The 24,633-nt window shown below is 70.4% G+C and carries 21 protein-coding genes and 1 pseudogene; 16 read left to right on the top strand and 6 right to left on the bottom strand.

Translation table 11 applies throughout. The features are described from left to right. Positions 1-34: 34 nt before the first annotated feature. The 4 genes from AC6CCG_RS32375 to AC6CCG_RS32360 all read left to right on the top strand — a co-directional run bounded on the left by AC6CCG_RS32375 (position 35) and on the right by AC6CCG_RS32360 (position 4,171). Positions 35-526: a RidA family protein gene (locus AC6CCG_RS32375; protein ID WP_496658981.1), complete on the top strand. Its 492-nt coding sequence runs from the start codon at positions 35-37 to the stop codon at positions 524-526. Between the two features lie 140 nt (positions 527-666). Then, positions 667-3,429, top strand: coding sequence for an NEW3 domain-containing protein (locus tag AC6CCG_RS32370; RefSeq protein ID WP_496658980.1), 2,763 nt, complete (start codon positions 667-669; stop codon positions 3,427-3,429). Positions 3,430-3,513: 84 nt separating this feature from the next. Then, positions 3,514-3,747: an AbrB/MazE/SpoVT family DNA-binding domain-containing protein gene (locus tag AC6CCG_RS32365; protein WP_496658979.1), complete on the top strand. Its 234-nt coding sequence runs from the start codon at positions 3,514-3,516 to the stop codon at positions 3,745-3,747. Next, positions 3,731-4,171, top strand: a complete 441-nt coding sequence (locus tag AC6CCG_RS32360) for a type II toxin-antitoxin system VapC family toxin (protein WP_496658978.1) — start codon at positions 3,731-3,733, stop codon at positions 4,169-4,171. The genes AC6CCG_RS32365 and AC6CCG_RS32360 overlap by 17 nt, the downstream gene beginning before the upstream one ends. Before the next feature lie 19 nt (positions 4,172-4,190). Here the strand turns inward: AC6CCG_RS32360 and AC6CCG_RS32355 are convergent, their stop codons facing one another. Continuing rightward, positions 4,191-5,309 (bottom strand): mandelate racemase/muconate lactonizing enzyme family protein, encoded by a 1,119-nt coding sequence (locus AC6CCG_RS32355; RefSeq protein ID WP_496658977.1) that lies wholly within the window; start codon positions 5,307-5,309, stop codon positions 4,191-4,193. 2 nt (positions 5,310-5,311) lie between these two features. Continuing rightward, on the bottom strand, positions 5,312-6,172 hold the full coding sequence (locus tag AC6CCG_RS32350) for an aldose 1-epimerase (RefSeq protein WP_496658976.1): 861 nt from the start codon (positions 6,170-6,172) through the stop codon (positions 5,312-5,314). A gap of 134 nt (positions 6,173-6,306) precedes the next feature. On the opposite strand from AC6CCG_RS32350, the gene AC6CCG_RS32345 reads away from it, so the two are divergent. The 9 genes from AC6CCG_RS32345 (at position 6,307) to AC6CCG_RS32305 (ending at position 17,947) form a co-directional block, all read left to right on the top strand. Beyond that, entirely contained in the window at positions 6,307-7,752 is a 1,446-nt protein-coding gene (locus AC6CCG_RS32345) for a hypothetical protein (RefSeq protein ID WP_496658975.1), read from the top strand. Positions 7,753-7,968: 216 nt separating this feature from the next. After that, positions 7,969-9,948: an ABC transporter substrate-binding protein gene (locus AC6CCG_RS32340; RefSeq protein ID WP_496658974.1), complete on the top strand. Its 1,980-nt coding sequence runs from the start codon at positions 7,969-7,971 to the stop codon at positions 9,946-9,948. A gap of 2 nt (positions 9,949-9,950) precedes the next feature. Then, complete coding sequence (locus AC6CCG_RS32335) at positions 9,951-10,943, top strand: ABC transporter permease (protein WP_496658973.1); 993 nt, start codon at positions 9,951-9,953, stop codon at positions 10,941-10,943. After that, on the top strand, positions 10,940-12,085 hold the full coding sequence (locus AC6CCG_RS32330) for an ABC transporter permease (RefSeq protein WP_496658972.1): 1,146 nt from the start codon (positions 10,940-10,942) through the stop codon (positions 12,083-12,085). Before AC6CCG_RS32335 ends, AC6CCG_RS32330 begins: the two co-directional genes overlap by 4 nt. 9 nt (positions 12,086-12,094) lie before the next feature. After that, positions 12,095-13,306 carry an ABC transporter ATP-binding protein gene (locus AC6CCG_RS32325; protein WP_496658971.1) on the top strand — a complete coding sequence of 404 codons (1,212 nt, stop codon included), beginning with the start codon at positions 12,095-12,097 and terminating at the stop codon, positions 13,304-13,306. Continuing rightward, a complete protein-coding gene (locus AC6CCG_RS32320) occupies positions 13,303-14,352 on the top strand; it encodes an ABC transporter ATP-binding protein (protein WP_496658970.1) in 1,050 nt (349 codons plus the stop codon). Before AC6CCG_RS32325 ends, AC6CCG_RS32320 begins: the two co-directional genes overlap by 4 nt. A gap of 50 nt (positions 14,353-14,402) precedes the next feature. Then, positions 14,403-16,367, top strand: coding sequence for a penicillin-binding transpeptidase domain-containing protein (locus AC6CCG_RS32315; protein ID WP_496658969.1), 1,965 nt, complete (start codon positions 14,403-14,405; stop codon positions 16,365-16,367). Further along, a complete protein-coding gene (locus tag AC6CCG_RS32310; protein ID WP_496658968.1) occupies positions 16,364-17,308 on the top strand; it encodes a sugar kinase in 945 nt (314 codons plus the stop codon). Before AC6CCG_RS32315 ends, AC6CCG_RS32310 begins: the two co-directional genes overlap by 4 nt. Before the next feature lie 9 nt (positions 17,309-17,317). Then, positions 17,318-17,947 carry a bifunctional 4-hydroxy-2-oxoglutarate aldolase/2-dehydro-3-deoxy-phosphogluconate aldolase gene (locus AC6CCG_RS32305; RefSeq protein ID WP_496658967.1) on the top strand — a complete coding sequence of 210 codons (630 nt, stop codon included), beginning with the start codon at positions 17,318-17,320 and terminating at the stop codon, positions 17,945-17,947. A 128-nt stretch (positions 17,948-18,075) separates the two neighbouring features. Here the strand turns inward: AC6CCG_RS32305 and AC6CCG_RS32300 are convergent, their stop codons facing one another. Next, a complete protein-coding gene (locus AC6CCG_RS32300) occupies positions 18,076-19,305 on the bottom strand; it encodes a citrate synthase (RefSeq protein WP_496658966.1) in 1,230 nt (409 codons plus the stop codon). 92 nt (positions 19,306-19,397) lie between these two features. Here AC6CCG_RS32300 and AC6CCG_RS32295 point away from each other — a divergent pair, with 92 nt between their 5' ends. Together AC6CCG_RS32295 and AC6CCG_RS32290 are read left to right on the top strand one after the other, a co-directional pair. Beyond that, a complete protein-coding gene (locus AC6CCG_RS32295) occupies positions 19,398-20,573 on the top strand; it encodes a citrate synthase (protein ID WP_496658965.1) in 1,176 nt (391 codons plus the stop codon). A gap of 413 nt (positions 20,574-20,986) precedes the next feature. Further along, complete coding sequence (locus tag AC6CCG_RS32290; RefSeq protein ID WP_496658964.1) at positions 20,987-21,760, top strand: enoyl-CoA hydratase-related protein; 774 nt, start codon at positions 20,987-20,989, stop codon at positions 21,758-21,760. Here AC6CCG_RS32290 and AC6CCG_RS32285 read toward each other — a convergent pair. From AC6CCG_RS32285 to AC6CCG_RS32275, 3 genes are all read right to left on the bottom strand, one after another. After that, positions 21,747-22,223, bottom strand: coding sequence for a hypothetical protein (locus AC6CCG_RS32285; protein WP_496658963.1), 477 nt, complete (start codon positions 22,221-22,223; stop codon positions 21,747-21,749). The genes AC6CCG_RS32290 and AC6CCG_RS32285 overlap by 14 nt on opposite strands. A 77-nt stretch (positions 22,224-22,300) precedes the next feature. Next, complete coding sequence (locus tag AC6CCG_RS32280) at positions 22,301-23,062, bottom strand: 3-hydroxyacyl-CoA dehydrogenase (protein ID WP_496658962.1); 762 nt, start codon at positions 23,060-23,062, stop codon at positions 22,301-22,303. A 13-nt stretch (positions 23,063-23,075) separates the two neighbouring features. After that, positions 23,076-24,269: a thiolase family protein gene (locus AC6CCG_RS32275; RefSeq protein ID WP_496658961.1), complete on the bottom strand. Its 1,194-nt coding sequence runs from the start codon at positions 24,267-24,269 to the stop codon at positions 23,076-23,078. Positions 24,270-24,517: 248 nt separating this feature from the next. On the opposite strand from AC6CCG_RS32275, the pseudogene AC6CCG_RS32270 reads away from it, so the two are divergent. Further along, positions 24,518-24,633 (top strand): annotated as a pseudogene (locus tag AC6CCG_RS32270) (superoxide dismutase); the annotation flags it as partial.

Genomic DNA, 24,633 nt, shown 5'->3' with positions numbered 1-24,633 from the left:
TTTCGCATCCTGACCCGCATCGGAGGACCTTTCCGTGACCGCCGCCGAACGCCACCTGTCTGCCCCGATTGACTCGCCCGCCTCGACCGAGGCGACCGCTTTGTCCGACCCGCCGACCATCGCCCCGGCCCGGATCTACGGCGACCAGCTGATCACCTCCGGCCAGACCGCCCACATCGACGGGACGAACATCGCCGAGGGCATCGTCGGCGACGGCATCGATCTTGACACGGCCCGGCGCTGTGCCCGCCAGTGCGCCCGCAACGTGGTCGAGGCCGCCCGCGGTGAGCTGCTCAAGGCCGGCCGCGACCTGGACGCGATCACCGGCGTCACCCGGGTGACGATCTTCGTGGCCAGCGCCCCGTCCTTCACCGATCAGCACCTGGTCGGGCACGCCGCGACGCAGTACTTCCTCGAGGTGTTCGGCCCGGAGATCGGGTTCCACACCCGCGCCGCGCTCGGGCTGGCCGCCCTGCCGACCAACAGCCCGGTCGAGATCGAGGCGATCTTCCAGCTCGCCGACTGATTTCCACGCAGGCCCGGAACGCCGTATCCCGCAAGGGATGCGGCGTTCTGCGTTCCTGGACAACCTCTGGACAACCATGATCAACCCAAGGTTTGCTTCTCCACAATAATAAAATACTTTTCGAAATGCTGGAGGATCCCATGAGAATGGTCCCGATCGCCTCCCTTTCGCTCATCGCGCTGCTGGCGCTCGCCGCGTCAATGCTGCCGTCGTCCGCCGACGCCCAGCCGCGCCAACCCGGGGAGCCGGCCAAGATCAACTCCGTCCATCGACCGCCCGGCGGGATGCTCGCCGCCCAGACCGGCGGCAACACCGTCGGCGATGTGATCAGAGAAGCCGAGCCGCGCGCCGACGGCTACCGCCACATCGACACACCGGCCACGATCCGTGCCCTGCAACGGGTCGGCGTGAACACCTACGTCTATCTGATCTGGAACTCCCCCACCGATTGGGAGGACCTGATCGAGGAGTTCGCGCCGGCCGCGGCCGCAGCCAAGATCGATCTCTGGCTCTACCTGGTGCCGCCGTCGGAGTGCCAGGACGACCCCAGGCCGCATCTCAGCGGCCGGTGCTCGCGGCCGTTCGAGAAGGACTACGTGCGTTGGGCCGAGGAGATCGCCAAGCTCTCGGTACGCCAGCCCAACGTGCTCGCCTGGGCCCTGGACGACTTCTTCAGCCAGCTGCCGCCGGAACAGGTGGCCGAGATGCAGCGGGTGCAGAAGTCGATCAACCCGAAGCTCGGCTTCTACACCACGGTCTACTACGACGAGGCGGTGAATCCCGAGTTCTACGACCGCTATGAGGGCGTGATCGACGGGATCATCTACCCGTACACGGGGGCGAACAGCAACACCCAGGACGCCTCCCGGATCGGCCCGAATCTCGACCTGATCCTGGCCCAGACCGAGCAGCATGATCTTGGTGTGGTGCTGCTGGCCTACACCGGGCGCTACCTCTCGGCGATCGTGCCGCCGACCGACCGGTACGTCTACGACGTGATCAAGGAGACCCAGCCGTACCTCGACTCCGGCCGGCTGCACGGGATCACCCTGTACGGGCTGCCGATCGCCGGCGGTACGCAGATGTCGGACTACAACCGGGCCCGGACCGGCGCCGGCTGGCTCAGCCTGGCTCCGGAGGTGTTCGCCCGCACCCAGGCCGGTGACCACGCACAGGCCGAGCAGACGATCACCGTCGACCCGGACGCCGAGTCGTACAGCCTGGAGTTCTCCGACTTCGACACGCACTACGACCAGTACGGCACCGCGACCACGTACCACACGCGGCAGGTGCTGATCGACGGCGAAGTCGTCTGGGAATCGGACCGGCCGGGCTCCGGCGGCACCTGGCACCGGCGCTTCGTCGACCTCACGGAAGCCTTGCAGGGCAAGAAGAAGGCACGACTCACCCTGCGGCTGATCGACAAGACCGGGCTCAGCCTGTGGACCGGAGTGATCATCGACGACGTCGCCGGCCGGGGGATCACGATCAAGAACGGCGGCTTCGAGACCCGCGGCGGCTGGGACGTGACCACGAACAACTCGGGCATTCTGCCCGGGATCCACCACTTCGCCGACTTCGACCCGGACAACGCGCTGGAGGCGGCGGCCCGCGCCTTCCGCGGCCGCTCGTTCGAGCCCTCCCGGCGTCCCGGCGAGCCGGTGCTCGGGGACGCGATGTACGGCAGCGGCCGGCTCCGGCTCGCCGTCGAGCCGTTCACCCGGACCGCGGCGGGGACCTGTGTCAGCGCCAGTCAGCGGCTCGCGGTCGACCCGACCTCCCCGCGGTACGAGATCGACTTCTTCCAGTTCAGCCCGCACGCCACCTACCCGGGCTTCCTCGGAGCGCACCAACTGACCGTCACCATCGACGGCGAGACCGTCTGGACCCGCGACGCCAACAGCGTCTATCCCTTCTGGGAGAACGGGAACGGACTGCAGGGGCCGGTCGACGTGACCGAGTTCGTCCAGGGCAAGGAGAATGTCACGCTGAGCTTCCGGCTGTGCGGGCTGCAGCACTCCGACACTCGGCCGAACCCGGCGATCGACATCGGCTTCGACCGGCTCCGCACCGTCGGGCTGACGGGTGAGAACTTCGACTTCGAGGACGCGGGCGGCTGGACCTTCGAGTCCGACGCCGACGGGCTGTCCGGCACCGTGCTCACCGATGCCACCCGCGCCGAGGCCCCGCCGGTGGCGGCCCGGGCCCAGAACCGGGTGGCCCGGGCGGGCGCCGAGGTGACGCTCCCGGTCACGATCGGCAACGAGAGCGCGGAGCCGCTGACCGGCACCATCGCGCTCGACCTGCCGGACGGCTGGGACGGCGACGGCGAGTCCACTCCCCTGGATCCGATCCCGGCCGGCGGCTCGGCGGCGGTCGACGTGCCGGTCACGGTCCCGGCCGGCACCGCCGAAGGCAGCTACTGGGTCACCGCGACGGTCGAGACCGCGGCCGGCACGGTGCGGACGGCGGCCCGGATCCAGGTGATCGGGACCTTGATCGAATTCACGCCCGGTACGGTCGCCGAGGGGCCGTGGCTGGACCAGGCCGGCGGCTCCCAGCTGGACGGGGAGATCTTCGACGGCCGGGGCCGGTTCGCGGACGGGGCGACCTCGTTCACGTACCGCTTCGATCTGCCGGCCGACGTCACCGGCGGCACCCTCACCCTGCACATCGGCAACCAGTTCAAGGTGTCGGTGTCCGCGGACGGCCGGACCTGGCGCACCGTGCTGACCGAGGAACGGGAGATCCGCGACCTTTCCAATCTCCAGGACCGGACGCTCCAGCTGGCCGACCTGGACGCCAAGGGCGGGAAGCCGTTGTTCGTCAAGGTCGAGGACAGCTTCCCGACCGACGGCTGGGGCGGCTGGCTCGGCCGGCTCACGCTGACCATGATCAGCTGAACCGAGGTTGCCGGGATCTTGGGCATTCGGCGAGTGCCCAAAGTCCCGGCAACCCGATGGTTATCTGAGTGGTAGGATCGTGGTATGAGAACCACCATCGACCGTGCCGGGCGACTGGTCATCCCGAAGGCAGTGCGCGACCGGGTCGGAATGTCGGCCGGCGAGGTCGAGATCACGATCGAAGGATCGACCTTGTCGATCGCACCTGTGACCACCGACGAACTCGTCGAGCACGATGGATTCCTCATCCTGCCCTCGGCGGACGGGGCCATGACTGATCAAGACATTCGAGAACTCCGCCTTGCCGACCAGGCGTAGGGCGAAGCGCAGTCCAGGCTCGGACTGCCTACTGGACACCAGCACCGCGATCGCCTTCGTTCAACCCGACCATCCAGGTCACGAGGAAACCTTCGAACGGCTGTCTGCCCGATCCATGGGTCTCGCGGGTCACGCTGCGTTCGAGACCTTCTCGGTTCTGACCCGTCTCCCGCCGCCACAGCGGCTTGCTCCGGACGCGGCACGTCGCCTGATCGAGCACAACTTTCCGGACAGCCGGTACATCTCCGCCGAGCGGTCCAGCATGCTGCTGGCCGAGTTCACGAAGCTCGGCATCGCGGGCGGCAGCATTTACGACGCACTCGTCGGCTGCGCGGCCCGGGAACACGAACTGCCACTGGTCAGCCGTGATCGCCGAGCAGCCGAGGTTTACCTGAGCCTCGGGGTCGACCTCGAACTGATCTGACTCGACCCCGGGCGAACGGTCAGCGGAAGGCTTCCTCGAGGTCTTCCGTGAGGGTCACACCGAGCCCGGGTGCGTCGCCGAGACGGGCCCGGGCTCCGGTGGCGTCCAGACCGCCGGCCAGGATGTCGCTGCTGTAGTAGTGGGCGCCGATGATGTCGGACGGGATCTCCTCCGACAGCCGGTCCAGGGCGCAACCCACATGCAACTGGGCCGCGGCGCCGACGCCGAGCTCGCCGTTGGAGCCGATGATCACGTCGAGGCCGGCGGCGGCGGCGATCCGGCCCATCGCGACTGCCCGGCCGGGACCGCCGCTCTTGCCCACGTACAGGCTGATCACGTCGGCCGCATCGGCGGCCAGGACGGCCATCAGGTCGTCCAGGCCGAACACGCTCTCGTCCGCGACGATCGGCAGCCCGAGGTCCCGCAGCGACGCCATCCCGGGCAGGTCGCCCGGCTGCACCGGCTGTTCGAAGAACGCCGGGCCGTACGGCAGCAACTGCTGCCCGGCCCGGCGGGCAGCGCTCCGGCTGTAGCCGCCGTTGGCATCCAGGCCGATGAACGTCTCCGGGCCGACCAGCTCGCGCAGCTCCCGCAGCCGGGCCACGTCGGTGGCCACGTCCATCCCGATCTTGATCTTGTACGCCGTGAAGCCGGCCGCCCGGGCGTGCTCCAGGCCGGTGCGCAGCCGGTCCCCGTTGCCGCTGAGCGAGCACTTGACCACGATCTCGGACCGCCGCGGGCCGCCGAGCGCCACCGCGAGCGGCACGTCGAGGGTCCGGGCGTACGCGTCCCAGAGCGCGATCGAGATGCCCGCCTTCGTGAACGGGTGCCCGGCGAGCACGGTGTCCATCGCGGCCTCCAGTTCGGCCACCGGCGTCAACGGCCGGCCGATCAGGGCCGGCCGCAGCACGGTGTCGATCACGTGCTGGGCCGTGGTCGAATCCTCGCCGCTCCAGGTCAGCGTCGCGCTCACCTCGCCGATGCCGGACACCCCGGCCGAGGTGATGATCTTGACCAACAGGAAGTCGCTGCGGTCATGGGTGCCGCGGGCACCGCTGACCAGCAGCTCCGGCTTGACCCGCGGGCTGATCGCGACGGTCTTGAGCTCCGCGACCGTGGCGTCAAGGGATCGGGACATGATCAGGAACCCTCCTCGTGCTCGCCCTTCGACAGGCTCAGGGTACGTTCGGGCCGCCAGCTGACGTCGATGGTCAGGTCGAGCGACTCGCCCGGTTGGAGCAGGTGGTCCATCCGTTCCGCCGGGCTGGTCACCGGCTCGACGCAGATCCCGCGCGGATGGACGGAATAGACGGTGGCGTACGGAGAATCGTGCGCGATCCGCACCGCCCCGACGCCGGGCCAGGTCAGCGTGGTCGGCCCGCCGACCTGGAGGCAGTCGTTGAAATCGCGCTCGGCCGGATCGACCGACTGCCACAGACCGGTCGGCGCCTCGTCGGCGTCGCGGTGCTGCCGCCGGACCGGACCGGTCAGGCCGAGCTCGACCGGCGCCGAACCGGCAAGCTCACGGACGAACCACGGATGCCAGCCGATCGCCGCGGGCTGCGCGTGATCGCCGGCCTGCACTCGCAGCAGCACCCGGAGCCGGCCCTCGGACAGCTCCGGGATGATCATCACCCGGCCCCCGAACGGCCAGCCGCTCGCCGTCTCCAGCTCGCAGACCAGCCGGTCGCCGTCGATCCGCCAGGGCAACTTCCAGGTGAGCCCCAACACGGCGTGCCGCCCGTCGTCGACGGGCAACCGATGGGTGGCCCCGCCGAACTCGAAGACCGCGTCGCGGATCAGGCTGGTCCACGGCGCCATCACGAACGAGCCCCAGAACCAGGAGCCGCGCGGCGGCGGCTGCTCCTCCGGGCCGACGATCACCTCGTGGCCGTCGAACACCAGTGAGGTGAGGCGTCCGGCCTCGGTGCTGAACCGCGCCGCGCTGCGGCCCGCCTCGAGCACCAGCGCCCGGTCCTGTCCATGATCATCACGGTTCATGCGCGCGTCCCGTCCTCCGTCACGGCCGTTGCGATCCGCCGAACGGTAGGTTACCTTGATCAACGAGATATTGGTCTTATTTTCCGTAATTCGAAGATAGCCACCTCGTTGGCTCGATCGGAGCACCGACAATCATGTCCCAAGATCAACTCCCCCGACGTTACCGCGCCCCCGGCTTCAAGGCCGGACTGCCGCCGGGTGGCATCAAGTCCGCGCTGCCCGGAGGCAACACCGTGGGCGGCTGGATCCGCGAGGCCGAGCCCCGCAAGGACGGCTACCGGCACGTCGACACCCCGGCCATGATCGAACTCCTGCAGCGGATCGGCGCGAACCACTACTTCTTCGGCATCTGGGACTCGCCGACCGACTTCGACGACCTGCGCCTGGAGTTCGCCCCGGCCGCCCAGGCCGCCGGCATCCAACTGCTGCCCTACATCGTGCCGCCGACCGAGACGTACAGCTGGGGCCGGGCGTCGCGCCCGTACGTGATGGACTACCTGGCCTGGGCCAAGGCCCTGGCCGAGCTGTCGCTGGAATACCCGGTGCTGACCGGCTGGGCGATCGACGACTTCGACTGCGGCGACAACCCGGCCGTGTTCACGCCGGAGTACCTGGCCGAGATCCGGGAGGCACAGTTCGCCATCAACCCGGACCTGGGCTTCTTCACCTGCGCCTACTACGGTTCCGCGACCTCGGACGAGTTCATGATCAAGTACGGGCCGTACATCGACGGCATCATCTATCCGTACCTGGACGGGCCGAACATCAACACGATCGTGGCCGACCGGGTCCGGCAGGACATCACCGAGATCAACGAGGTGGCCGGCCGGCACGACGTCGGGCTGATCTTCCTGGTCTACACCGGCCGGTTCCTGGACGGCGTGCTCGCGCCGACCGCCGAGTACGCCGGCGCCTGCGTCAGCCAGGCGGTCCAGGCCGCCGCCGAGGGCGAGACCTTCGGCGTCGTCTCGTACGGGCTCCAGGTCGACAGCGCCCCGACGGTGGCCAACGAGCGCCGCTCCATGTACGGCGACGGCCGCGGCGCCCTGGTCGCCTCGCACGCCCGGATCAAGGCCGGCGACTACGCCGAGCTGTCCACCAAGATCACCATCGATCCGGGCAGCCCGCGTTACGAACTGAGCTTCTGGCACTCGCGAGCGCTTCAGCTGTGGCGGATCCCGCAGCGCGGCGACTTCCGGATCCTGGTCCTCGTCGACGGAGCCCAGGTCTGGGCCGCCGACGTGCACGACGCGACGTGGCAGCAGCTCTGGGTGCAGGGCCTCGACCCGCAGGGCCAGTTCGACGTCTCGTCGGCCATGATCGGCAAGACCGAGGCGACGCTGAGCTTCCGGCTGACCGCCCTGCGCGACATCTCCGGGCGCAGCGTCGACGTCGGAGTCGATCATCTGGAGACGATCGGCTTCACCATGGCCGATCCCGGCTTCGAGGACGCCTCCGCGTGGCAGGTCAGCTCCTCCGGCGGGCCGATCGTGGGTCTGGTCGACGTCTTCGTACCGAATCGTCCGGAGCAGATCATCGAAGCCGTCGGCGCCGCGTACCGCCAGCAGTCAGAAGGCTGATCAACCATCCGCCGGGTGCTCCGGGAACGTTCTGATTACAACGATCCAGGAGCGCCCGGCAACTCTTGACGGGCCGTTCACGCCGGTTTTAGATTCAGAGAACCATCGAGACATCGAAGTTATATCCGATATTTAGAAAATAGTGGTTCGGGGGGCACTGGGGCTCCAGTGGTCACGGCGCCGCCCACCCGACGCACCCGAGTGAGGTAGCACGCCATGACATCGCCCCTGAACCACACACTCGACCGCCGCACTCTCCTCCGCGCCGGCACCGCCGCGGCGGCGGTCACGGCCCTGGCCGGTTGCTCGGCGCTGGACATCGCGCCGGACACCGGCGGCCAGGCGACCGGCCCGGCTCTGGACACCACGCAGAAGCAGTCGCCGATGCTGCAGAAGCTCGTCGACAGCGGGAAACTGCCCGATCTCGCCGAGCGGCTGCCGGAGAACCCGCTGCAGATCCCGATGCAGGAACAACTCGGCCAGTACGGCGGCAACATGCGCCGGGCCCAGGTCGATCCGGGCTCCACCGGCGGCCAGTACATGGTCTTCTCCGGCCTCGCGGAATGGAGCCCGACCACGCCGGGCAAGCCGCAGCCGGGCCTCGCCGAGAAGTGGGAGATCAGCCCGGACGGCCGGGTGTATACGTTCACACTCCGCAAGGGCCTGAAGTGGTCCGACGGCGAACCGTTCACCACGGCCGACCTGATGCACGTGTACGAGAAGGTGATGCTCAACAAGGAGCTCAGCCCGGTCTTCCCCGGCTGGCTCACCGTCGCCAAGAAGCCGGCCGTGTTCGCCGCACCCGACGACATCACCCTGACCGTGACGTTCGCGGCACCGCACTCACTGTTCCTGAAGTTCCTCTGCTTCATCCCGTTCGGCGGCTGGCTGATCCAGCCGAAGCACTACCTGTCCCAGTTCCACAAGGAACTCGTCGCCAAAGACGATCTTGCCGCGGGGATGAAGAAGTACTCCGTGACGACCTGGATGGACCTCTACAACAACCGCAACAACTCCAACCAGAACGCCGACCGGCCGGTGCTGGGACCCTGGCGGCTGACGAAGTCGATCAACGCCACCAACACGACCGGCAAGCTGGAGCGCAATCCCTACTACTGGAAGGTCGACGAGGCCGGCCGCCAGCTGCCGTACCTGGACACGGCGTCGTTCCAGGTGCTCTCCCCCGATGCGATCGGCTTGCGGGCCGCCAACGGCGAACTGGACATCGCCCTCTGGGACCTGCCGGAGACGTCCCTGCCGGTGTTGATCAAGAACCAGGACAGCAAGCCGTTCAAGGTGCTGCGCTGGCAGACCGACGCCAACACCTCGATCCTGCTGAACCAGAGCCACAAGGACCCGGTGATCGCCGAGCTCTTCCAGAAGCTCGACTTCCGGGCCGGGTTCAGCCACGCGATCAACCGGACCGAGCTCAACGACGCGCTGCTGGCCGGGCAGGGCAAGCCGGTCCATCCGTGCGGCCAGGTCGGCGACGAGTACTTCGAGGAGGGCATGGGCCAGCGCTTCATCGAGTTCGACCTCGACGAGGCCAACAAGCGGCTGGACGCGGCCGGGCTGACCAAGCGGGACGACAAGAACATGCGGCTCCGCCCGGACGGCAAGCCGATGCGGTTCACCATGCAGACCTTCCCGGTCGGCGTCGGGCTGAACCAGATGACCGTCCTCGAGTACGCCAAGCGGCACCTGGCCGCCGCCGGCATCGACACGGTGATCAAGACCATCAGCCAGGACCTCTGGTACACCGAGATCCCGCAGGGCAACTTCGACATCATCTGCTACCCGTTCCCCGGCTACCAGTGGGACATCGACCCGCTCTGGTACGTGCCGAACTCGAACCTGACCTACTGGGCGCCGCGGTTCGGCACCTGGAGCTACGACCCGAAGAACAAGTTCGCCGCCGAGCCGCCGGAGACGATCAAGAGCCTGCTCGGCCTGTACGACCAGCTCAAGGTCGCCCCGAACGACGAGGAGCGGATCAAGTACGGCAAGGAGATCACCAAGCTGCACGACGAGAACGTGTGGATCATCGGCACCATGCCGCTGCCGTACACGCCGATGGTGGTCGCCGACGATCTGAAGAACGTCCGGCCCGAGGCGGTGGCGAGTTTCCGGCAACACTACGAGGGAGCGACAGACCTGGCGCAGATCTTCTACGCCGAACCCGCCAAGCACGCCTGACGATGATCAAATACGTCGTCCGGCGGATCCTGTTGATGATCCCCACCGTGTTCGCCGTGTCGCTGGTGTCGTTCCTGGTGATCCAGTTGCCGCCGGGCGACTACCTGACCACGGTGCTGGTCAACCTGCAGCGGGAGGGCCAGGTGGTCCAACCGGAGCAATTGATCGCGCTCCGGCAGCGGTACGCCCTCGATCAGCCGATCATCGTGCAGTACTGGACCTGGATCACCAACATCATCTTCCGCGGCGACTTCGGCCAGTCGTTCAGCTATGCCCGGCCGGTCTCCGACCTGTTGGCCGAACGGATGCCGCTCACCCTCGGGCTGGGCATCACGGCGTTCCTGATCGGCTGGGTGATCGCGCTGGCGGCCGGGATCTACTCGGCGGCCCGCAAGTACGGCGTGATCGACTACATCATCACCGTGCTGGCCTTCCTCGGCGTCGCGGTGCCGGGCTTCCTGATCGCCCTGGTCTGCATGTACGTGCAGTTCCAGGTGTTCGGCTGGAGCGTCGGTGGCATGTTCTCCGCCGAGTACGCCCAGGCGAACTGGAACCTGGGCAAGCTGCTCGACCTGCTCGGCCACCTCTGGCTGCCGGCGGCGGTGCTGGTCACCGGCGGTGTCGGCGGCACGATCCGGGTGCTCCGGGCGAACCTGCTCGACGAGTTGGGCAAGCCGTACGTCGTCGCGGCCCGCGGCCGTGGTCTGGACGAGCGCAGCCTGCTGCTGCGCTATCCGGTCCGGGTCGCGCTCAACCCGTTCATCGCCACGATCGGCTGGGCGATCCCGGCGATCTTCGACGGAGAGGTGCTGGTGTCCACCGTGTTCGGGCTGGAGACGACCGGGCCGCTGCTGTTGCGGGCACTGCAGAGCCAGGACATGTACCTGGCCGGCAGCGTCCTGTTCATCGTCTGCGTGCTCACCGTGATCGGGACCTTGATCAGTGATCTGCTGCTGGCCGCGGTCGATCCCCGAGTGCGGGCAGGTCTCGCATGATCAACCAGACCCTCGAGGAAACGCGCCCTGAGCCCGTCGAAGGGCCCGAATCCGTTCCGGACAAGCGCTCCGTCGCCACCGCCTCGCAGCGGCAACTGATCTGGTGGCGGTTCTCCCGGCACAAGCTCGCCGTGATCAGCATGTTCGTGCTGATCGTCTTCTACCTGGTCGGCGCGACCTGCGAGTTCGTCGCGCCGCGGGCCCAGGACACCGCCCTGCCCCAGGCCGCGTACTCGCCGCCGCAGTGGGTCAAGGTCTCCCCCACCGCACCGCACCTCTACGTCAACGGCGTGGTCGGCGTGCCCAACGTGGACACGCTGAAGCGGGACTACAAGATCGACGAGAACGTCCGGATCCCGGTCGGCTTCTTCGTCAAGGGCGATCCGTACAAGCTGTTCGGGCTGATCCCGGGCGACGTGCACCTGTTCGGTTCGACGGAGCCGGGCGCGCCCGTGTTCCTGCTCGGGTCCGACCAGCAGGGCCGGGATCTGCTGTCCCGGTTGATCTACGGGGCACGGATCTCGCTGTCGGTCGGCCTGATCGGCGTGGTGCTCAGCCTGACCCTCGGCCTGTTGCTCGGCGGTCTCTCCGGCTACTTCGGCGGGCGGATCGACAGCGCGATCCAGCGGATCATCGAGTTCTTCATCTCGATCCCGACGCTGCCGCTGTGGCTGGGCCTGGCCGCCGCCGTGCCACCTGGCTGGGACTCGCTGAGCACATACTTCGCGATCACGCTGATCCTGTCCCTGATGGGCTGGACCGGGATGGCCCGGGTGATCCGCAGCCGGCTGCTGCAGATCCGGCACGAGGACTTCGTGCTGGCCGCCGAGCTCGATGGGGCCAGACCGTTGCGGGTGATCGGCAAGCACATGCTGCCGGCGTTCACCAGCCACATCATCGCCTCGCTGTCGCTGTCCGTCCCCGGGATGATCTTGGGCGAGACCTCGCTGTCCTTCCTCGGGCTCGGCCTGCAACCGCCCGTGGTCAGCTGGGGCGTCACCCTCGGCGACGCCCAGTCGATCCGGGTGCTCGCCGAGGCGCCCTGGATGCTGTTCGCCGGGCTCGCCGTGGTGATCACCGTGATGGCCTTCAACTTCGTCGGCGACGGGCTTCGCGACGCCGCCGACCCGTACGGAACCTAGGAGCATCCGATGGCTGACCAAGATCAACCGCTGCTCCGGGTCCGCGGACTGAAGACGCAGTTCGCCGTCCGGGAGGGCACCGTGCGCGCCGTCGACGGTGTGGACCTGACCGTACGGGCCGGCGAGACCCTCTGTGTGGTGGGCGAATCCGGCTGCGGCAAGAGCATCACCGGCCGTTCGATCATGCAGCTCGTCGACGAGCCGGGCCGGATCACCGACGGCGAGATCTGGTTCCGGACCCGGTCCGGCGTGAACCTCGGACCCGCTCCCGGCAGCGGCCTCCGCCGGGCCTGGCGCCGCAACGAACCACCACCACAACGTTCGCTGAGCTTGTCGAAGGGCGAGGGCGATGATCCCCGAGGCCCTTCGACAGGCTCAGGGCACGGAATGGTGGATCTGGCTCCGCTGCCGACCGGCGGCCCGGCGATGCGGGCGATCCGGGGCAAGGAGATCTCGATGATCTTCCAGGAGCCGATGGCCTCGCTCAGCCCGGTCCACACGATCGGCCGGCAGCTGACCGAGATGATCATGCTGCACGAGCGGCTGTCCGCCGCGGAGGCCAGGGACCGCGCGATCGACGCGCTGCGCCGGGTGGGGCTGCCCAGTCCGGAGAAGCGGTTCGACGCGTACTCATTCGAGCTGTCCGGCGGGATGCGGCAGCGGGCCATGATCGCGATGGCCATCGTCTGCGAACCGCAGCTGCTGATCGCCGACGAGCCGACCACCGCCCTGGACGTGACCACCCAGCGGCAGATCCTGGACCTGCTGCGCCGGATGCAGGAAGAACTCGGCATGGCGATGATGTTCATCACCCACGACCTCGGCGTGGTCGCCGAGATCGCCGACCGGGTCGCGGTGATGTATCTCGGCATGGTGGTCGAGGAGTGCGACGTCCGTCAGCTGTTCACCTCGCCGCGGCACCCGTACACCCGGGCGCTGCTGGCCTCGATCCCCGACCTGGAGGCCACCGGCCGGCAGCGGCTGAGCACCATCCGCGGCACCGTCCCGCACCCGCTGAACCGTCCCGACGGCTGCCCGTTCGTGACCCGCTGTGATCATGCGACCGACGACTGCTCGGCCACCCTGCCGCCCATGATCGACGGCGCGGCCGGCGCCCGACCGCGCGGCGTCCGCTGCGTCCACTACCCCGACCCGGCCGCCGTCGACGACGGCATCGGCCGCGACCTCGACCCGATCGCGCACGCGGAGGTGGCCTCATGATCAACGAAACGCCCCCGCTGCTCGAGCTCCGGGACGTGTCGATGGAGTTCGCGGTCGCCCGCGGCTGGTTCGGCACCAAGGGACGGATGACCGTCCGCGCGGTCCGCAACGTGTCGCTCACGATCGGCCAGGGCGAGACGATCGGCCTGGTCGGCGAGTCCGGCAGCGGCAAGACCACCCTCGGCCGCTGCATCCTCCGCGCGCACAAGCCGACCAGCGGCTCGATCCTCTACCGCACCGAGGACGGGGACGAGGTCGACCTGGTCACCGCCGGCGCCGAGCAGCTGCGCCGGCACCGCCGGGACATCCGGATGATCTTCCAGGACCCGAACTCCTCGCTCAACCCGCGGCTCACCGTCGCCCAGATCATCGGCGAACCCTTGATCACCAACAACCTGGCCCGCGGCGCCGAGTTGAAGCGCCGGGTGCTCGAGACGATGCGGTTGGTCGGCCTCCGGCCGGACCAGGCCGAGCGCTACCCGCACGCCTTCTCCGGCGGCGAGCGGCAGCGGGTCGGCATCGCCCGCGCGTTGATCACCAACCCGCGGCTGGTGGTCTGCGACGAGGCCGTCACCGCCCTGGACGTGTCGATCCGCAGCCAGGTGCTCAACCTGCTCCAGGAACTGCAGGAGCGGCTCGGGCTGACCTACCTCTTCATCTCGCACGACCTGGCCGTGATCAAGCACCTGTGCGACCGGGTGGCCGTGATGTACGTCGGCGAACTGGTCGAGCAGGCGCCGACCGCCGAGCTGTTCGCCCGGCCGCGGCACCCGTACACGGAAGCGCTGCTGTCCTCGCTGCCGATCCCCGATCCCGACCGGCGCCGGGACGCCCGGCCCGCGATCAGCGGCGAGATCCCCGACCCCGCCGACCAGATTCCCGGCTGTGTCTTCCACCCCCGCTGCCCGCACGCCCAGGACCGCTGCAGCCACGATGTCCCCGCCGAGCATCGGATCGGGGCGGACGCCGTTTCCCGCTGCCACTTCGCCGAAGACCTCGAACTGCTCGGGATCGGCGGCCGGGGTGGCGTCGGATCTCGGCGTTGACCGACCGGGTCGCGCAGGGCGGAACTTGTGCCGGATGTAAGGATGGGCCGGTGCCGGACCGATCCTTCGCCCGACTCCGCCTCCTGATCGCCGGAGGACTCGCCTTCGCCCTGACCGCCTGCACGGCCGGCGGAGGCGGTACGGAACCGCCGCCGCCCGGGGACGACCCGGCGCGCGCCGCGGCCGAACTCGCCGCCGGGCTGCAGTCCGGCGACCTGACCAAGGTCCAGTTCTCCCGACTGGACGGCACCGCCGTCGACGAGCAGTTCGACGCCCTGGTGGCCGGGCTGCCCGGCTCGAAGCGGACCGTCGAGGTCGGCGAGATCCAGACGACCGGGGACGAGGCGACCGCCGCGCTCTCCTACACCTGGGCGTTCCCGGGTGTGAAGGACCGCTGGGTGTACGACGCGACGGCCCGGCTGGTCGTCGAGGACGGCCGCTGGCGGACCACCTGGGCACCGGACGTAGTGCAGCCGAACCTGGACGGGACCAACCGGCTGACCGGCCGGCGGCTGGACCCGACCCGCGGCGAGCTGATCGGCGCCGAGGGCGAAACGATCATGAACCTGCGGCCGGTGGTCCGGATCGGCATCGACAAGCAGAAGGCCGGCAAGGAGGCGGCCAAGTCCGCCGAGCGGCTGGCGAAGCTCGTCAAGATCGATCCGAAGGCCTACGTCAAGGAGGTCGAGCAGGCCGGCAAGCAGGCCTTCGTCGAGGCGATCGTGCTGCGCGAGGAGGACAAGGAGCGGCCCAGCAACGAGTCCGTCCTCAAGATCACCGGCGCCCGCGCGATCAGTGCCGACCGGGTGCTCGGCCCGAGCCGTACCTTCGCCCGGGCCCTGATCGGCACCGTCGGCGATGCCACCAAGGAGATCGTCGACAAGTCGAAGGGCACCGTCGTCGCCGGCGACCAGGTCGGCCTGTCCGGTCTGCAGCGGCGGTACGACGAGCAGCTGCGCGGCCTCCCCGGCATCGAGGTCAAGCTGATCCCCGACTCGTCGCAGGCCGGCGGATCGCCCAGCCCGACGCCCTCCCCCACGACCTATCCGACCGGGCCGGAGACCACCGAGCCGATCTTCACCGCCAAGCCGACCCGCGGGGTCGACCTGACGATCACCCTCGACGTCGCGCTCCAGCAGCTGGCCGAGAAGACGCTCGGCGACGTCAAGGGCGACGCCGCGATCGCCGTACTGCGCAAGTCCGACGGCGCCCTGCTGGCCGCCGCCACCGGGCCGGACTCCGAGGGCGAGCCGATCCCGAACTTCGGCCAGTACCCGCCCGGCTCGACCTTCAAGGTGATCACCGCGCTGGCCCTGCTGCGGGCCGGGCTCAAGCCGGACAGCATGATCGAATGCCCGGCGACGATCACCGTCGACGGGCGCCGGTTCACCAACTACAGCGACTATCCGAGCGGCTCGATCGGCCGGATCCCGCTGTCCGAGGCATTCGCCCAGTCCTGCAACACGGCCTTCATCGGCCAGTTGTCCAAGATCAAGGACTCCGGGCTCGCCGAGGCGGCTGCCTCGCTCGGGTTCGGTGTCGATCATGACTCGGGCTTCCCGTCCTTCTACGGCAAGCTCGGCGAGCCGAAACTGGAGACCGAGCGGGCGGCGACGCTGATCGGCCAGGGCCAGGTTCTGGCGTCGCCGATGGCGATGGCCGCGGTCGCCGCCTCGGTGGCCGGCGGCGGCACCCGGCTGCCGTACCTGATCAAGGACCAGGTGCCGGAGCAGAAGGGGAAGCCGCTGACCAAGGCCGAGGCGAGCCAGCTCCGCTCGCTGATGCGCGGCGTGGTCACCTCGGGCCCGGGCCGGTTCCTGCAGGACCTGGACGGGCCGGACGTGATCGCCAAGACCGGCACCGCCGAGTACGGTTCGGACGCGCCGCTGAAGACCCACGCCTGGATGATCGCGGCGCAGGGCGACCTGGCCGTCGCCGTGTTCGTGCACGACGGCAAGTCCGGCTCGTCCGCGGCCGGACCGCTGCTCGAGGAATTCTTGAAGGGAACCCGATGAGCATCCCCGAGGTCGTCACGTTCGGCGAGCCGATGGCGCTGCTGCTGGCGGAGCGGGACCTGCCGCTCGACGCCGCCACCGGCTTCGCCTGGTCCATCGCCGGCGCCGAGAGCAACCTGGCCATCGGCCTGGCCCGGCTCGGCCACCCGGTGGCGTACGCGGGACGGGTCGGCGACGACGTGTTCGGCGCGCGGATCCGGCGGGACCTGCGCGCCGAGGGGATCGACGTCTCCGCGCTGATCACCGACCCCGCGCTGCCGACCGGGCTGCTGATCCGGGACTCCCCGGTCGACCGGCCGATCACCGTGCACTACCGCCGGTCCGGCAGCGCGTCGACGGCGTACGGCGTCGCTGATCTTCCCGGCGCGGCGATCCGGGGCGCCCGGCTGCTGCACCTGACCGGGATCACCGCCGCACTGTCCGAATCCGCCTTCCGGGCCTGCAAGGCCGCGATGACCATGGCCCGGGAGGCCGGGGTCACGGTCAGCTTCGACCCGAACCTGCGGCTCCGGCTGGCCGGCCCGGACGAGTGGGCTCGGATCGTCGACGAACTCGCCCGGCTGGCGGACCTGATCTTCGTCGGCGCCGACGAGGCGACCATGATCACCGGCGGCGTACCGACCGAGAAGTGGTTCTTCGAGCGCGGTGCGGGCACCGTCGTGATCAAGGACGGCGGCAACGGCGCGGTCGAGCACACGCCCGGCGGCAGCACCGCGGTCGGCGTCCGGCGGGTGCCACTGGTCGACCCGGTCGGGGCCGGCGACGCGTTCAACACCGGCTGGCTTTCGGCCTGGCTGCGCGGCCTGGACGTGGACCGCCGACTGGCCGAGGGTGCCGCTGTGGCATCGTTGGTGGTCGCCACCCACGGCGACGCGATCGGACTGCCGGACGCGGCCACCCGGGACCGGGTGCTCGCCGAGGGCGCCGACATCGACCGATAGGAGTTGATCATGACCTCCGGCTCGGCCGCCGTCCGCGCGGCGGTGATCGACAGTGCCGTGATCGGCATCGTCCGGACCGGCGACGCGGACGACGCGATCGTCAAGTCCCGCCAGATCTGGGACGCCGGCGTCGGCGTCGTCGAGGTCGCCTTGACCACCCCCGGTGGGCTGCGCGCGATCGAGACGCTGGCCGCCGAGGCCGGCGACGGCCGGATCATGGGCGCCGGGACCGTCCTCGACGCCGCCACGGCGCGGGCCGCCGTCCTGGCCGGCGCGCAACTCCTCGTGACGCCGACCCTGGCGCCGGAGGTGATCGAGGTCGGGCTGCGCTACGGCGTGCTGACCGCGATCGGCTGCGCCACCCCGACCGAGATGCTGCAGGCGAAGTCGCTCGGCGCGGATCTGATCAAGGTCTTCCCGGCCAGCCGCTGGTCCCCCGGTTCGCTCAAGGACGTCCTGGCCGCGCTGCCGCAGCTCGACTGCGTGCCGACCGGCGGCATCGCCCCGGACACGGCAGCCGAGTGGATCGCCGCGGGAGCGGTGGCCGTCGGGCTCGGCTCCGCCCTGACCAAGGGTCCGGACCCGGCCGCCTCCGTCGCCGAGCTGCTCGCCGCGATCCGTACCGTCCGGAGTACCTGAGCCACCGTGCCCTGAGCCTGTCGAAGGGCAAGCCTCGATCCGCAGCGCGCCCTGAGCCGGTCGAGCGCACCCTGAGCCTGTCGAAGGGGCTGGCCGGCCCTATCGGCCGGCGCGGAGAGCGTCAGCCTTCACGGACCGACGTAGCGGCCGGTCGGCCGGAGGCGGAGCGGCGGGCGCTGGTACTCGTCGAGGGCGTGGGCGATCCAGCCGCCGCTCCGGGCGCAGGCGAAGATCACCTCGCCGGCCTCGGCCGTCATGTCGAAGGCGAGCACCAGGGACGCGAGGGCGAAGTCGACGTTCGGAGACTGGCCGGTGCGGCGGGTCACGGCCTCCGCGACGGAGCCGGCCAGGTCCAGGGTCGCGGCGGTCCCGGGCACGCCGGCCAGCCGGTCCAGCAGCACCGTGGCGCGCGGGTCCTGCCCGGAGTAGAGCCGGTGGCCGAAGCCGGGGATGCCGGTCCGGCCGCGCAACGTCTCGGCCAGCGCCCGGTCGACCGGGGTTCCGGCCCGGACCGAGGCCAGCAGCCGGTGGGCGTCGACGCTCGCGGTGCCGTGCAGGGCCGAGTCCAGAGCCGCCAGTCCCGCCGACACGACGCCGTACGGATCCGCGCGCGCCGACGCCGCCGCCCGCGCGGCCAGCGTCGACACCGCCAGGTCGTGGTCGAACAGCGCCACCAGCGCCGCGTTCAGGGCGGCCACCCGGGACCGGGTCGGCCGCCGGTCGGTGAGCTTCGGCCAGAGCGCCGCCGCCAGCGTCCGGCCGGGCCGGGATGCGGCCGGGCCGGACCGTTCGGGGTGATCCGGCAGGGCCGCGATCAGGCCGGCCAGCAGTGCTCCCGCGGCCCGGGTCACTCGGCCCGCTGACAGGTCCCCGCGGAGCGGATCGGCCTGACCGAACACCCGGGTCGCGACCATGATCAGATCGATCGGCCGAGTCTCCGCCGGCATCGCGGCCAGCACGGTCCGGGCGGTCGCCACCGCCGCGTCGTCGGCCCGGAACAGTGCTCCGGACGAGTCCGGCTCGGCCTGCCAGAGCCGGCTCGCCACCTCCTCGTACGGCTGCTCGGTCAGCCCGGCGATGTCGCGGCCCCGCAGGTAGAGCCGGCCGTCCTCGATCAGCGCGAGATCGGTGTCCAAGATCATCAGCGGGGTGCCGGCCGGGCCGGCCCGACCGGCCGAGGCCGGGTCACGGCGCCGTTCGGTGGCCAGCCGCTCCACCTCCAGCGGGTCGAAGGTGGAGCCGTCGCTGTCCCGGTGCCGGGTGATCCGGCCGCGGGAAACGTACGCATACAGGGTTTCCAGGCGGATGCCCAACCGGGCCGCCGCCTCGGCGCTGGTCAGCCGCGGTAGGTCGGTCATCGGTCGCCCTTCCTGAGGTTGATTCGATCAACGTTGACTGTGTCATCAATCAAGTTGACAGTGAATCGTAGCCAAGCAGAAGGGGAACCGACATGCCGCGCATGATCATCGACCGGATGGACGACACGCCGATCGACGTGCCGCCCGGGCTGACCAACGTCGTCGTCACCGAGACCGCGCTCGGCGAGGTGCGCGGCCGGGAGGGCTTCTACCACTACCGCGAGTACTCGGCCGTCGACCTGGCCCGGGCGGCCAGCCTCGAGGAGGTCTGGCACCTGCTGCTGCTCGGCCGGCTGCCGAACGCCGCCGACCTGACCGCGTTCGCCGAGCGCACCACCGCCGCCCGCGAGCTGCCGGAGCCGGTCGCCGCCCTGCTGCCGCCCGCCGTCGCCTCCGGCGCCGACCCGATGGCGGTGCTGCGCACCCTGCTCAGCGGGTACGGCGCCGCGGCCGGGCTCGCCCCGCTCTACGACCAGACCGCCGACGAGCGGCTCGACGCCGCCCTCCGCGTCGGAGCGGTCACCCCCGGCCTGATCGCGGCGAGCCACCGGCTTCGGCAGGGCCGGCAGCCGATCCCGCCGCGACCCGAGCTCGGCTTCGCCGCCGACTACCTGCACCGGCTGACCGGGGTCGAACCGACGCCGGAGCAGGTGGCCGGGCTGAGCGCGTACCTGATCGCGGCGATCGACCACGGCTTCAACGCCTCCACCTTCACCGCCCGGGTGATCGCCTCCACCGGCGCCGACCTGGCCGCCTGCGTCACCGGAGCCGTCGGCGCGCTGTCGGGACCGCTGCACGGCGGTGCCCCGGGCCGGGTGCTGGCCGCCCTGGACGAGATCGGCACGCCGGACCGGATCGAACCCTGGGTCCGGGACAAGATCAACTCCGGCGGCCGGATCATGGGCTTCGGTCATCCGGTCTACCGCACCGAGGATCCGCGGTCGGCGATGCTGAAGGAACTCGTCCGCGGGTACGGGACGCCGCGGGCCGAGTTCGCCCTCGAGGTCGAACGAACCGTGATCGACCTGCTCGCCGAGCTCAAGCCGGGCCGCGCGCTGAACACGAACATCGAGTTCTACGCCGCCGTGGTGATGGAGCACTGCGGCATCCCGGCCGAGCTGTTCACGCCGACCTTCGCGGTCGCCCGGGTGATCGGCTGGACCGCTCACATCCTCGAGCAGGCGCAGGATTCCAAGATCATCCGGCCGTCCTCACGCTACGTCGGGGCGACCCCGCCGGCGCCCGTGCCCCCGTTGTCGGAGCGCTAGGCATGGCCTGTGGCCGGGTGGAGCGCACTCCACGACGTGATCGTGATCGGCGGTCCTTCGAACTCGGCGGTGATCACGGCGGTCCGGCCGGATCGGTCTCGGCGCACACCGGCCCGGCCACGGGGCAAGACCACCGAGACACCGCCGGCTCCGGTCCGCCCGCGCCGCTGCCACCATTCGCGGAGCACCGGGCACGAGACCCGCGACCTGCGGCCAGGAGCAAGGACCGATCCACGCGCGATCTTGATCGAGGCGGGCATCCCGAGCACGGTGGCCCGGGTCGGGTCGGGTCGGGTCGGGTCGGGTCGACGTCGATCAACGGCGGCGCGGCCGGGGGCGCGTCCCGGTGATCCGAGACGACGCGGAGCCCGCCGTGGCAGGATCGGCGGATCAGTCTTCGTAAGGAGCCGCCGATGTCCGCCGAACCGCCCGTCCTGGTCTCCACCGCCGGTCCGGTCACCGCGATCACGTTGAACCGGCCGGACCGGCTGAACGCGCTGACCCGGGAGTCGACCGGCCTGCTGGCCGCCGCCCTGGAGGACGCCGCGGCGGACGAGTCGGTCCGGGTGATCACGCTCACCGGGGCCGGCCGCGGGTTCTGCGCCGGGGCCGATCTGGCCGGCGGGATCGAAGGCGACGGCGGCGAGCTGATCGACCTGCTGAACCGGATCGCGACCACCGTCTGCTCGGCACCGAAGCCGGTCGTCGCGCTGCTGAACGGTCCCGCGGTCGGCGCCGGTGCGTCACTGGCGCTGGCCTGCGACCTGGTCGTGGCGCACCAGGCCGCGTACCTGAAGCCGGGGTTCGAGTCGATCGGGCTGATGCCGGACGGCGGCGGCACCGCCTTCTGGACCGCGGCGCTCGGCCGGACGGCGGCGCTCCGGGTGCTGCTGCTCGGCGACCCGGTGCCGGCCGCGGAGGCCCAGCGGCTGGGCCTCATCGATCAGGTGCACGGGCCCGAGGAGTTCGCCGCGGCCTGTGACCGGACCGTGGAGCGGCTGGCCGGCGGCCCGACCAGGGCCTACGCGGCGACCAAGGCGGCGATCAACGCGGTCGCGCTGCCCGACCTGCCCGGCACACTCGCGTACGAACGGGAACACCAGGTCCGGCTGCTCGGGGGCGCCGACTTCGCCGAGGGACTGGCGGCCTTCGCCGAGAAGCGGCCGCCGCGGTTCACCGGTCGCTGACCGGCCTGGCGTGCGCGGTGCCCGGCAGCCGGAGGAAGGACGCCGCGGTGAGCGAGACGACGGCGACCAGGCCGGCCGCGGCGATGGCCAGATGCAGCCAGTTACCCTGCCCCAGCAGCAGCGCGCCCAGGGCCAGCGTCAGGGCGAGCACGACGCAGAGCCCGGTCAGCAGCAGCGGGCGCGGGACCCGGCGACCGGCCGGGACGATCGCGAGAACGGCGATCGCCACCGGAACCAGGCCGAACGCGGCGTTGCCGAGCTGGGCGAGGGTGGGATTCGGGATGTCCGCGTACGCCTCGGGCGGGATCGCCGAGCCGACCATGCCGATCCTCCCCTGGCCGGCCAGGTAGACCTTCTCGATCACGTACAGCAGCCAGTGGGCGGCGCTGGCCAGTCCGGCGACCAGGACCAGCCGGCGGACTCGCGCCGCCGCGGCGCCCGCGCGGACCTGGGACGTCGTCATGGTTCAAGCTTTCCGGACAAACCCGGTCCGGAGCTCCGGTGGCCGGGTGAAGCGGCCTCCCCGGCGCGGGTGAACCGTCAGTGCGGCGCCATCCGGATCGCGCCGTCGAGACGGATCACCTCGCCGTTGATCATGGGATTGGCCACGATGTGCGCGGCCAGGGCACCGTACTCGGACGGGTCGCCGAGCCGGGACGGGTGGGGCACCTGCGCCGCGAGCGAGGCCCGGACCTCCTCGGCCATGCCGGCCATCATCGGGGTGTCGAAGATGCCCGGCGCGATCGTGACCACCCGGATCAGCAGCGGCGCCAGGTCGCGGGCGATCGGCAGCGTCATGGCGGCCACGCCACCCTTCGACGCCGAGTACGCCGCCTGGCCGACCTGGCCGTCGAAGGCCGCGACCGACGCCGTGTTGATGATCACGCCCCGCTCCTCGCCGACCGGCTCGGTGGCCGCGATCCGCTCGGCGGCCAGTCGGGTGACGTTGAAGGTGCCGACCAGGTTGACGCTGATCGCCCGCTGGAAGTCCTCCAAGGGGAACGGCCCGCGCTTGCCCACGGTCCGGGCCGCGTTGACGATCCCGGCACAGTTGACCAGGACCCGAAGATCACCGAGGGTGCCGGCCAGGTCCAGCGCCGCGGAGACCGAATCGGGATCGGTCACGTCACCGGCCGCGAACCGGGCCTCGTCGCCGAGCTCGCCGACGACCTGCTCGCCCCGCGACGACGGCAGGTCGAAGATCACGATCTTGGCGCCCGCCGCCTGCAGGGCCCGCGCGGTCGCAAGCCCGAGGCCGGACGCTCCGCCCGTCACCAGCGCCACCTGACCGGCAAGGTTCATGATCGTTGTCCTCTCAGAGCCGCTCGATGATCATGGCGTTCGCCATGCCGCCACCCTCGCACATCGTCTGCAGACCATACCGGCCGCCGGTCGCCTCGAGGTGGTTGACCAGGGTGGCCAGCAGCTTGGTGCCCGACGCGCCGAGGGGGTGGCCGAGCGCGATCGCGCCGCCACACGGATTGAGCCGCTCCGGATCCGCGTGCAGTTCGGCGGCCCAGGCCAGCGGCACCGGCGCGAAGGCCTCGTTGACCTCGTACGCGTCGATCCGGTCCAGCGACAGCCCGGTCTTCTCCAGGATCCGGCGGGTCGCCGGGATCGGCCCGGTCAGCATCATGATCGGGTCGTCGCCGACCACCGCGAAGCCGGTGAACCGGGCCCGCGGCCGCAGGCCGAGCTCCGTCGCGCGCCGCTCGGACATGATCAACGCAGCCGAGGCTCCGTCGGTCAGCGGTGACGAGTTGCCGGGGGTGATCAGCCAGGGCAGGCCGCCGAACCGGGCGTCGGTGGCCTCGTCGTAGAAGGAGGGCTTCAGCCCGGCCAGTCCCTCGACGGTCGTCGCCGGCCGGATGGTCTCGTCGGCGGTGTGCGCTCGTTCGGTACCGTCCTCCGCGGTGACCGGCACCGGGACCAGCTCGTTGTCGAACCGGCCCGTGGCTGCTGCGGCCGCGGCCCGGCGATGCGACTCGGCGGCATAGCCGTCGACCGTGTCCCGGTCGAAGCCCCAGCGGGCCGCGATCAGCTCGGCCGAGATGCCCTGTGGCACCAGGCCGGGCGCGAACCGCTCGGCGACCTTGGGCCCGAACGGGTCCCGGCCGCCGACCGGTGAGCCCATCGGCACCCGGCTCATCGACTCGACGCCGCAGGCGATCACGATGTCGTACCCGCCGGCCATCACGCCTTGCGCCGCGAAGTGCGCCGCCTGCTGGCTGGAGCCGCACTGCCGGTCGATCGTGACACCGGGCACGGTGATCGGGAAACCGGCCGCGAGCGCGGCGTTGCGGGCCAGGTTGAACGTCTGCTCACCCGCCTGGGAGACGCAGCCGGCGATCACGTCGTCGACCTGGGCCGGGTCGAGCCCGTTCCGTTCGACGAGCTTGGCCAGGACACCGGCCAGCAGGTCCACCGGGTGAATGCCGGACAGGGCACCGCCGGGCTTGCCCCGTCCGGAGCCGGTCCGGATCACGTCCACGATCACCGCATCGTTCATCGAATCCTCCTTCGGCCACTGTCCTCGGCCACAGTAACCCGTCCGTCGCAGCGGCGCCGCCGGCCGCCTGACGCAACCGGGGCCGCGGCCGGTTTCCCCGTGCGCGCGACGGGTACAGAGCCCTTCAGGCCGGCCGTCGCACCGTGCCCGGCACGGAGCGGGCCTCTCCGGGAGGCTCCTTGACCTCAAGCGGCCTTGAGGTTGCAGGCTGGTCGCGTACCGTTCGTGATCTTGAAAGGATTCCTGCAGTGCCTGCCTATGAGCTTCCTGATCTTCCCTACGACTACGCCGCGCTGGAACCCCACATCTCCGGCACGATCATGGAACTCCACCACGACAAACACCACGCCACCTACGTCAAGGG

Source organism: Microlunatus sp. YIM B11417, assembly GCF_059617205.1.
Note: the sequence above shows the minus strand (reverse complement) of the source record. Positions and strands in the feature narration are given on the sequence as shown.

Coding starts and splice junctions, on each gene's coding strand:
- AC6CCG_RS32285 (WP_496658963.1), bottom strand. CDS start 22,223: ATGACGACGTCCCAGGTCCGCGCGGGCGCCGCGGCGGCGCGAGTCCGC.
- AC6CCG_RS32365 (WP_496658979.1), top strand. CDS start 3,514: ATGAGAACCACCATCGACCGTGCCGGGCGACTGGTCATCCCGAAGGCA.
- AC6CCG_RS32290 (WP_496658964.1), top strand. CDS start 20,987: ATGTCCGCCGAACCGCCCGTCCTGGTCTCCACCGCCGGTCCGGTCACC.
- AC6CCG_RS32350 (WP_496658976.1), bottom strand. CDS start 6,172: ATGAACCGTGATGATCATGGACAGGACCGGGCGCTGGTGCTCGAGGCG.
- AC6CCG_RS32305 (WP_496658967.1), top strand. CDS start 17,318: ATGACCTCCGGCTCGGCCGCCGTCCGCGCGGCGGTGATCGACAGTGCC.
- AC6CCG_RS32280 (WP_496658962.1), bottom strand. CDS start 23,062: ATGAACCTTGCCGGTCAGGTGGCGCTGGTGACGGGCGGAGCGTCCGGC.
- AC6CCG_RS32295 (WP_496658965.1), top strand. CDS start 19,398: ATGCCGCGCATGATCATCGACCGGATGGACGACACGCCGATCGACGTG.
- AC6CCG_RS32310 (WP_496658968.1), top strand. CDS start 16,364: ATGAGCATCCCCGAGGTCGTCACGTTCGGCGAGCCGATGGCGCTGCTG.
- AC6CCG_RS32340 (WP_496658974.1), top strand. CDS start 7,969: ATGACATCGCCCCTGAACCACACACTCGACCGCCGCACTCTCCTCCGC.
- AC6CCG_RS32345 (WP_496658975.1), top strand. CDS start 6,307: ATGTCCCAAGATCAACTCCCCCGACGTTACCGCGCCCCCGGCTTCAAG.
- AC6CCG_RS32335 (WP_496658973.1), top strand. CDS start 9,951: ATGATCAAATACGTCGTCCGGCGGATCCTGTTGATGATCCCCACCGTG.
- AC6CCG_RS32320 (WP_496658970.1), top strand. CDS start 13,303: ATGATCAACGAAACGCCCCCGCTGCTCGAGCTCCGGGACGTGTCGATG.
- AC6CCG_RS32325 (WP_496658971.1), top strand. CDS start 12,095: ATGGCTGACCAAGATCAACCGCTGCTCCGGGTCCGCGGACTGAAGACG.
- AC6CCG_RS32355 (WP_496658977.1), bottom strand. CDS start 5,309: ATGTCCCGATCCCTTGACGCCACGGTCGCGGAGCTCAAGACCGTCGCG.
- AC6CCG_RS32370 (WP_496658980.1), top strand. CDS start 667: ATGAGAATGGTCCCGATCGCCTCCCTTTCGCTCATCGCGCTGCTGGCG.
- AC6CCG_RS32275 (WP_496658961.1), bottom strand. CDS start 24,269: ATGAACGATGCGGTGATCGTGGACGTGATCCGGACCGGCTCCGGACGG.
- AC6CCG_RS32300 (WP_496658966.1), bottom strand. CDS start 19,305: ATGACCGACCTACCGCGGCTGACCAGCGCCGAGGCGGCGGCCCGGTTG.
- AC6CCG_RS32330 (WP_496658972.1), top strand. CDS start 10,940: ATGATCAACCAGACCCTCGAGGAAACGCGCCCTGAGCCCGTCGAAGGG.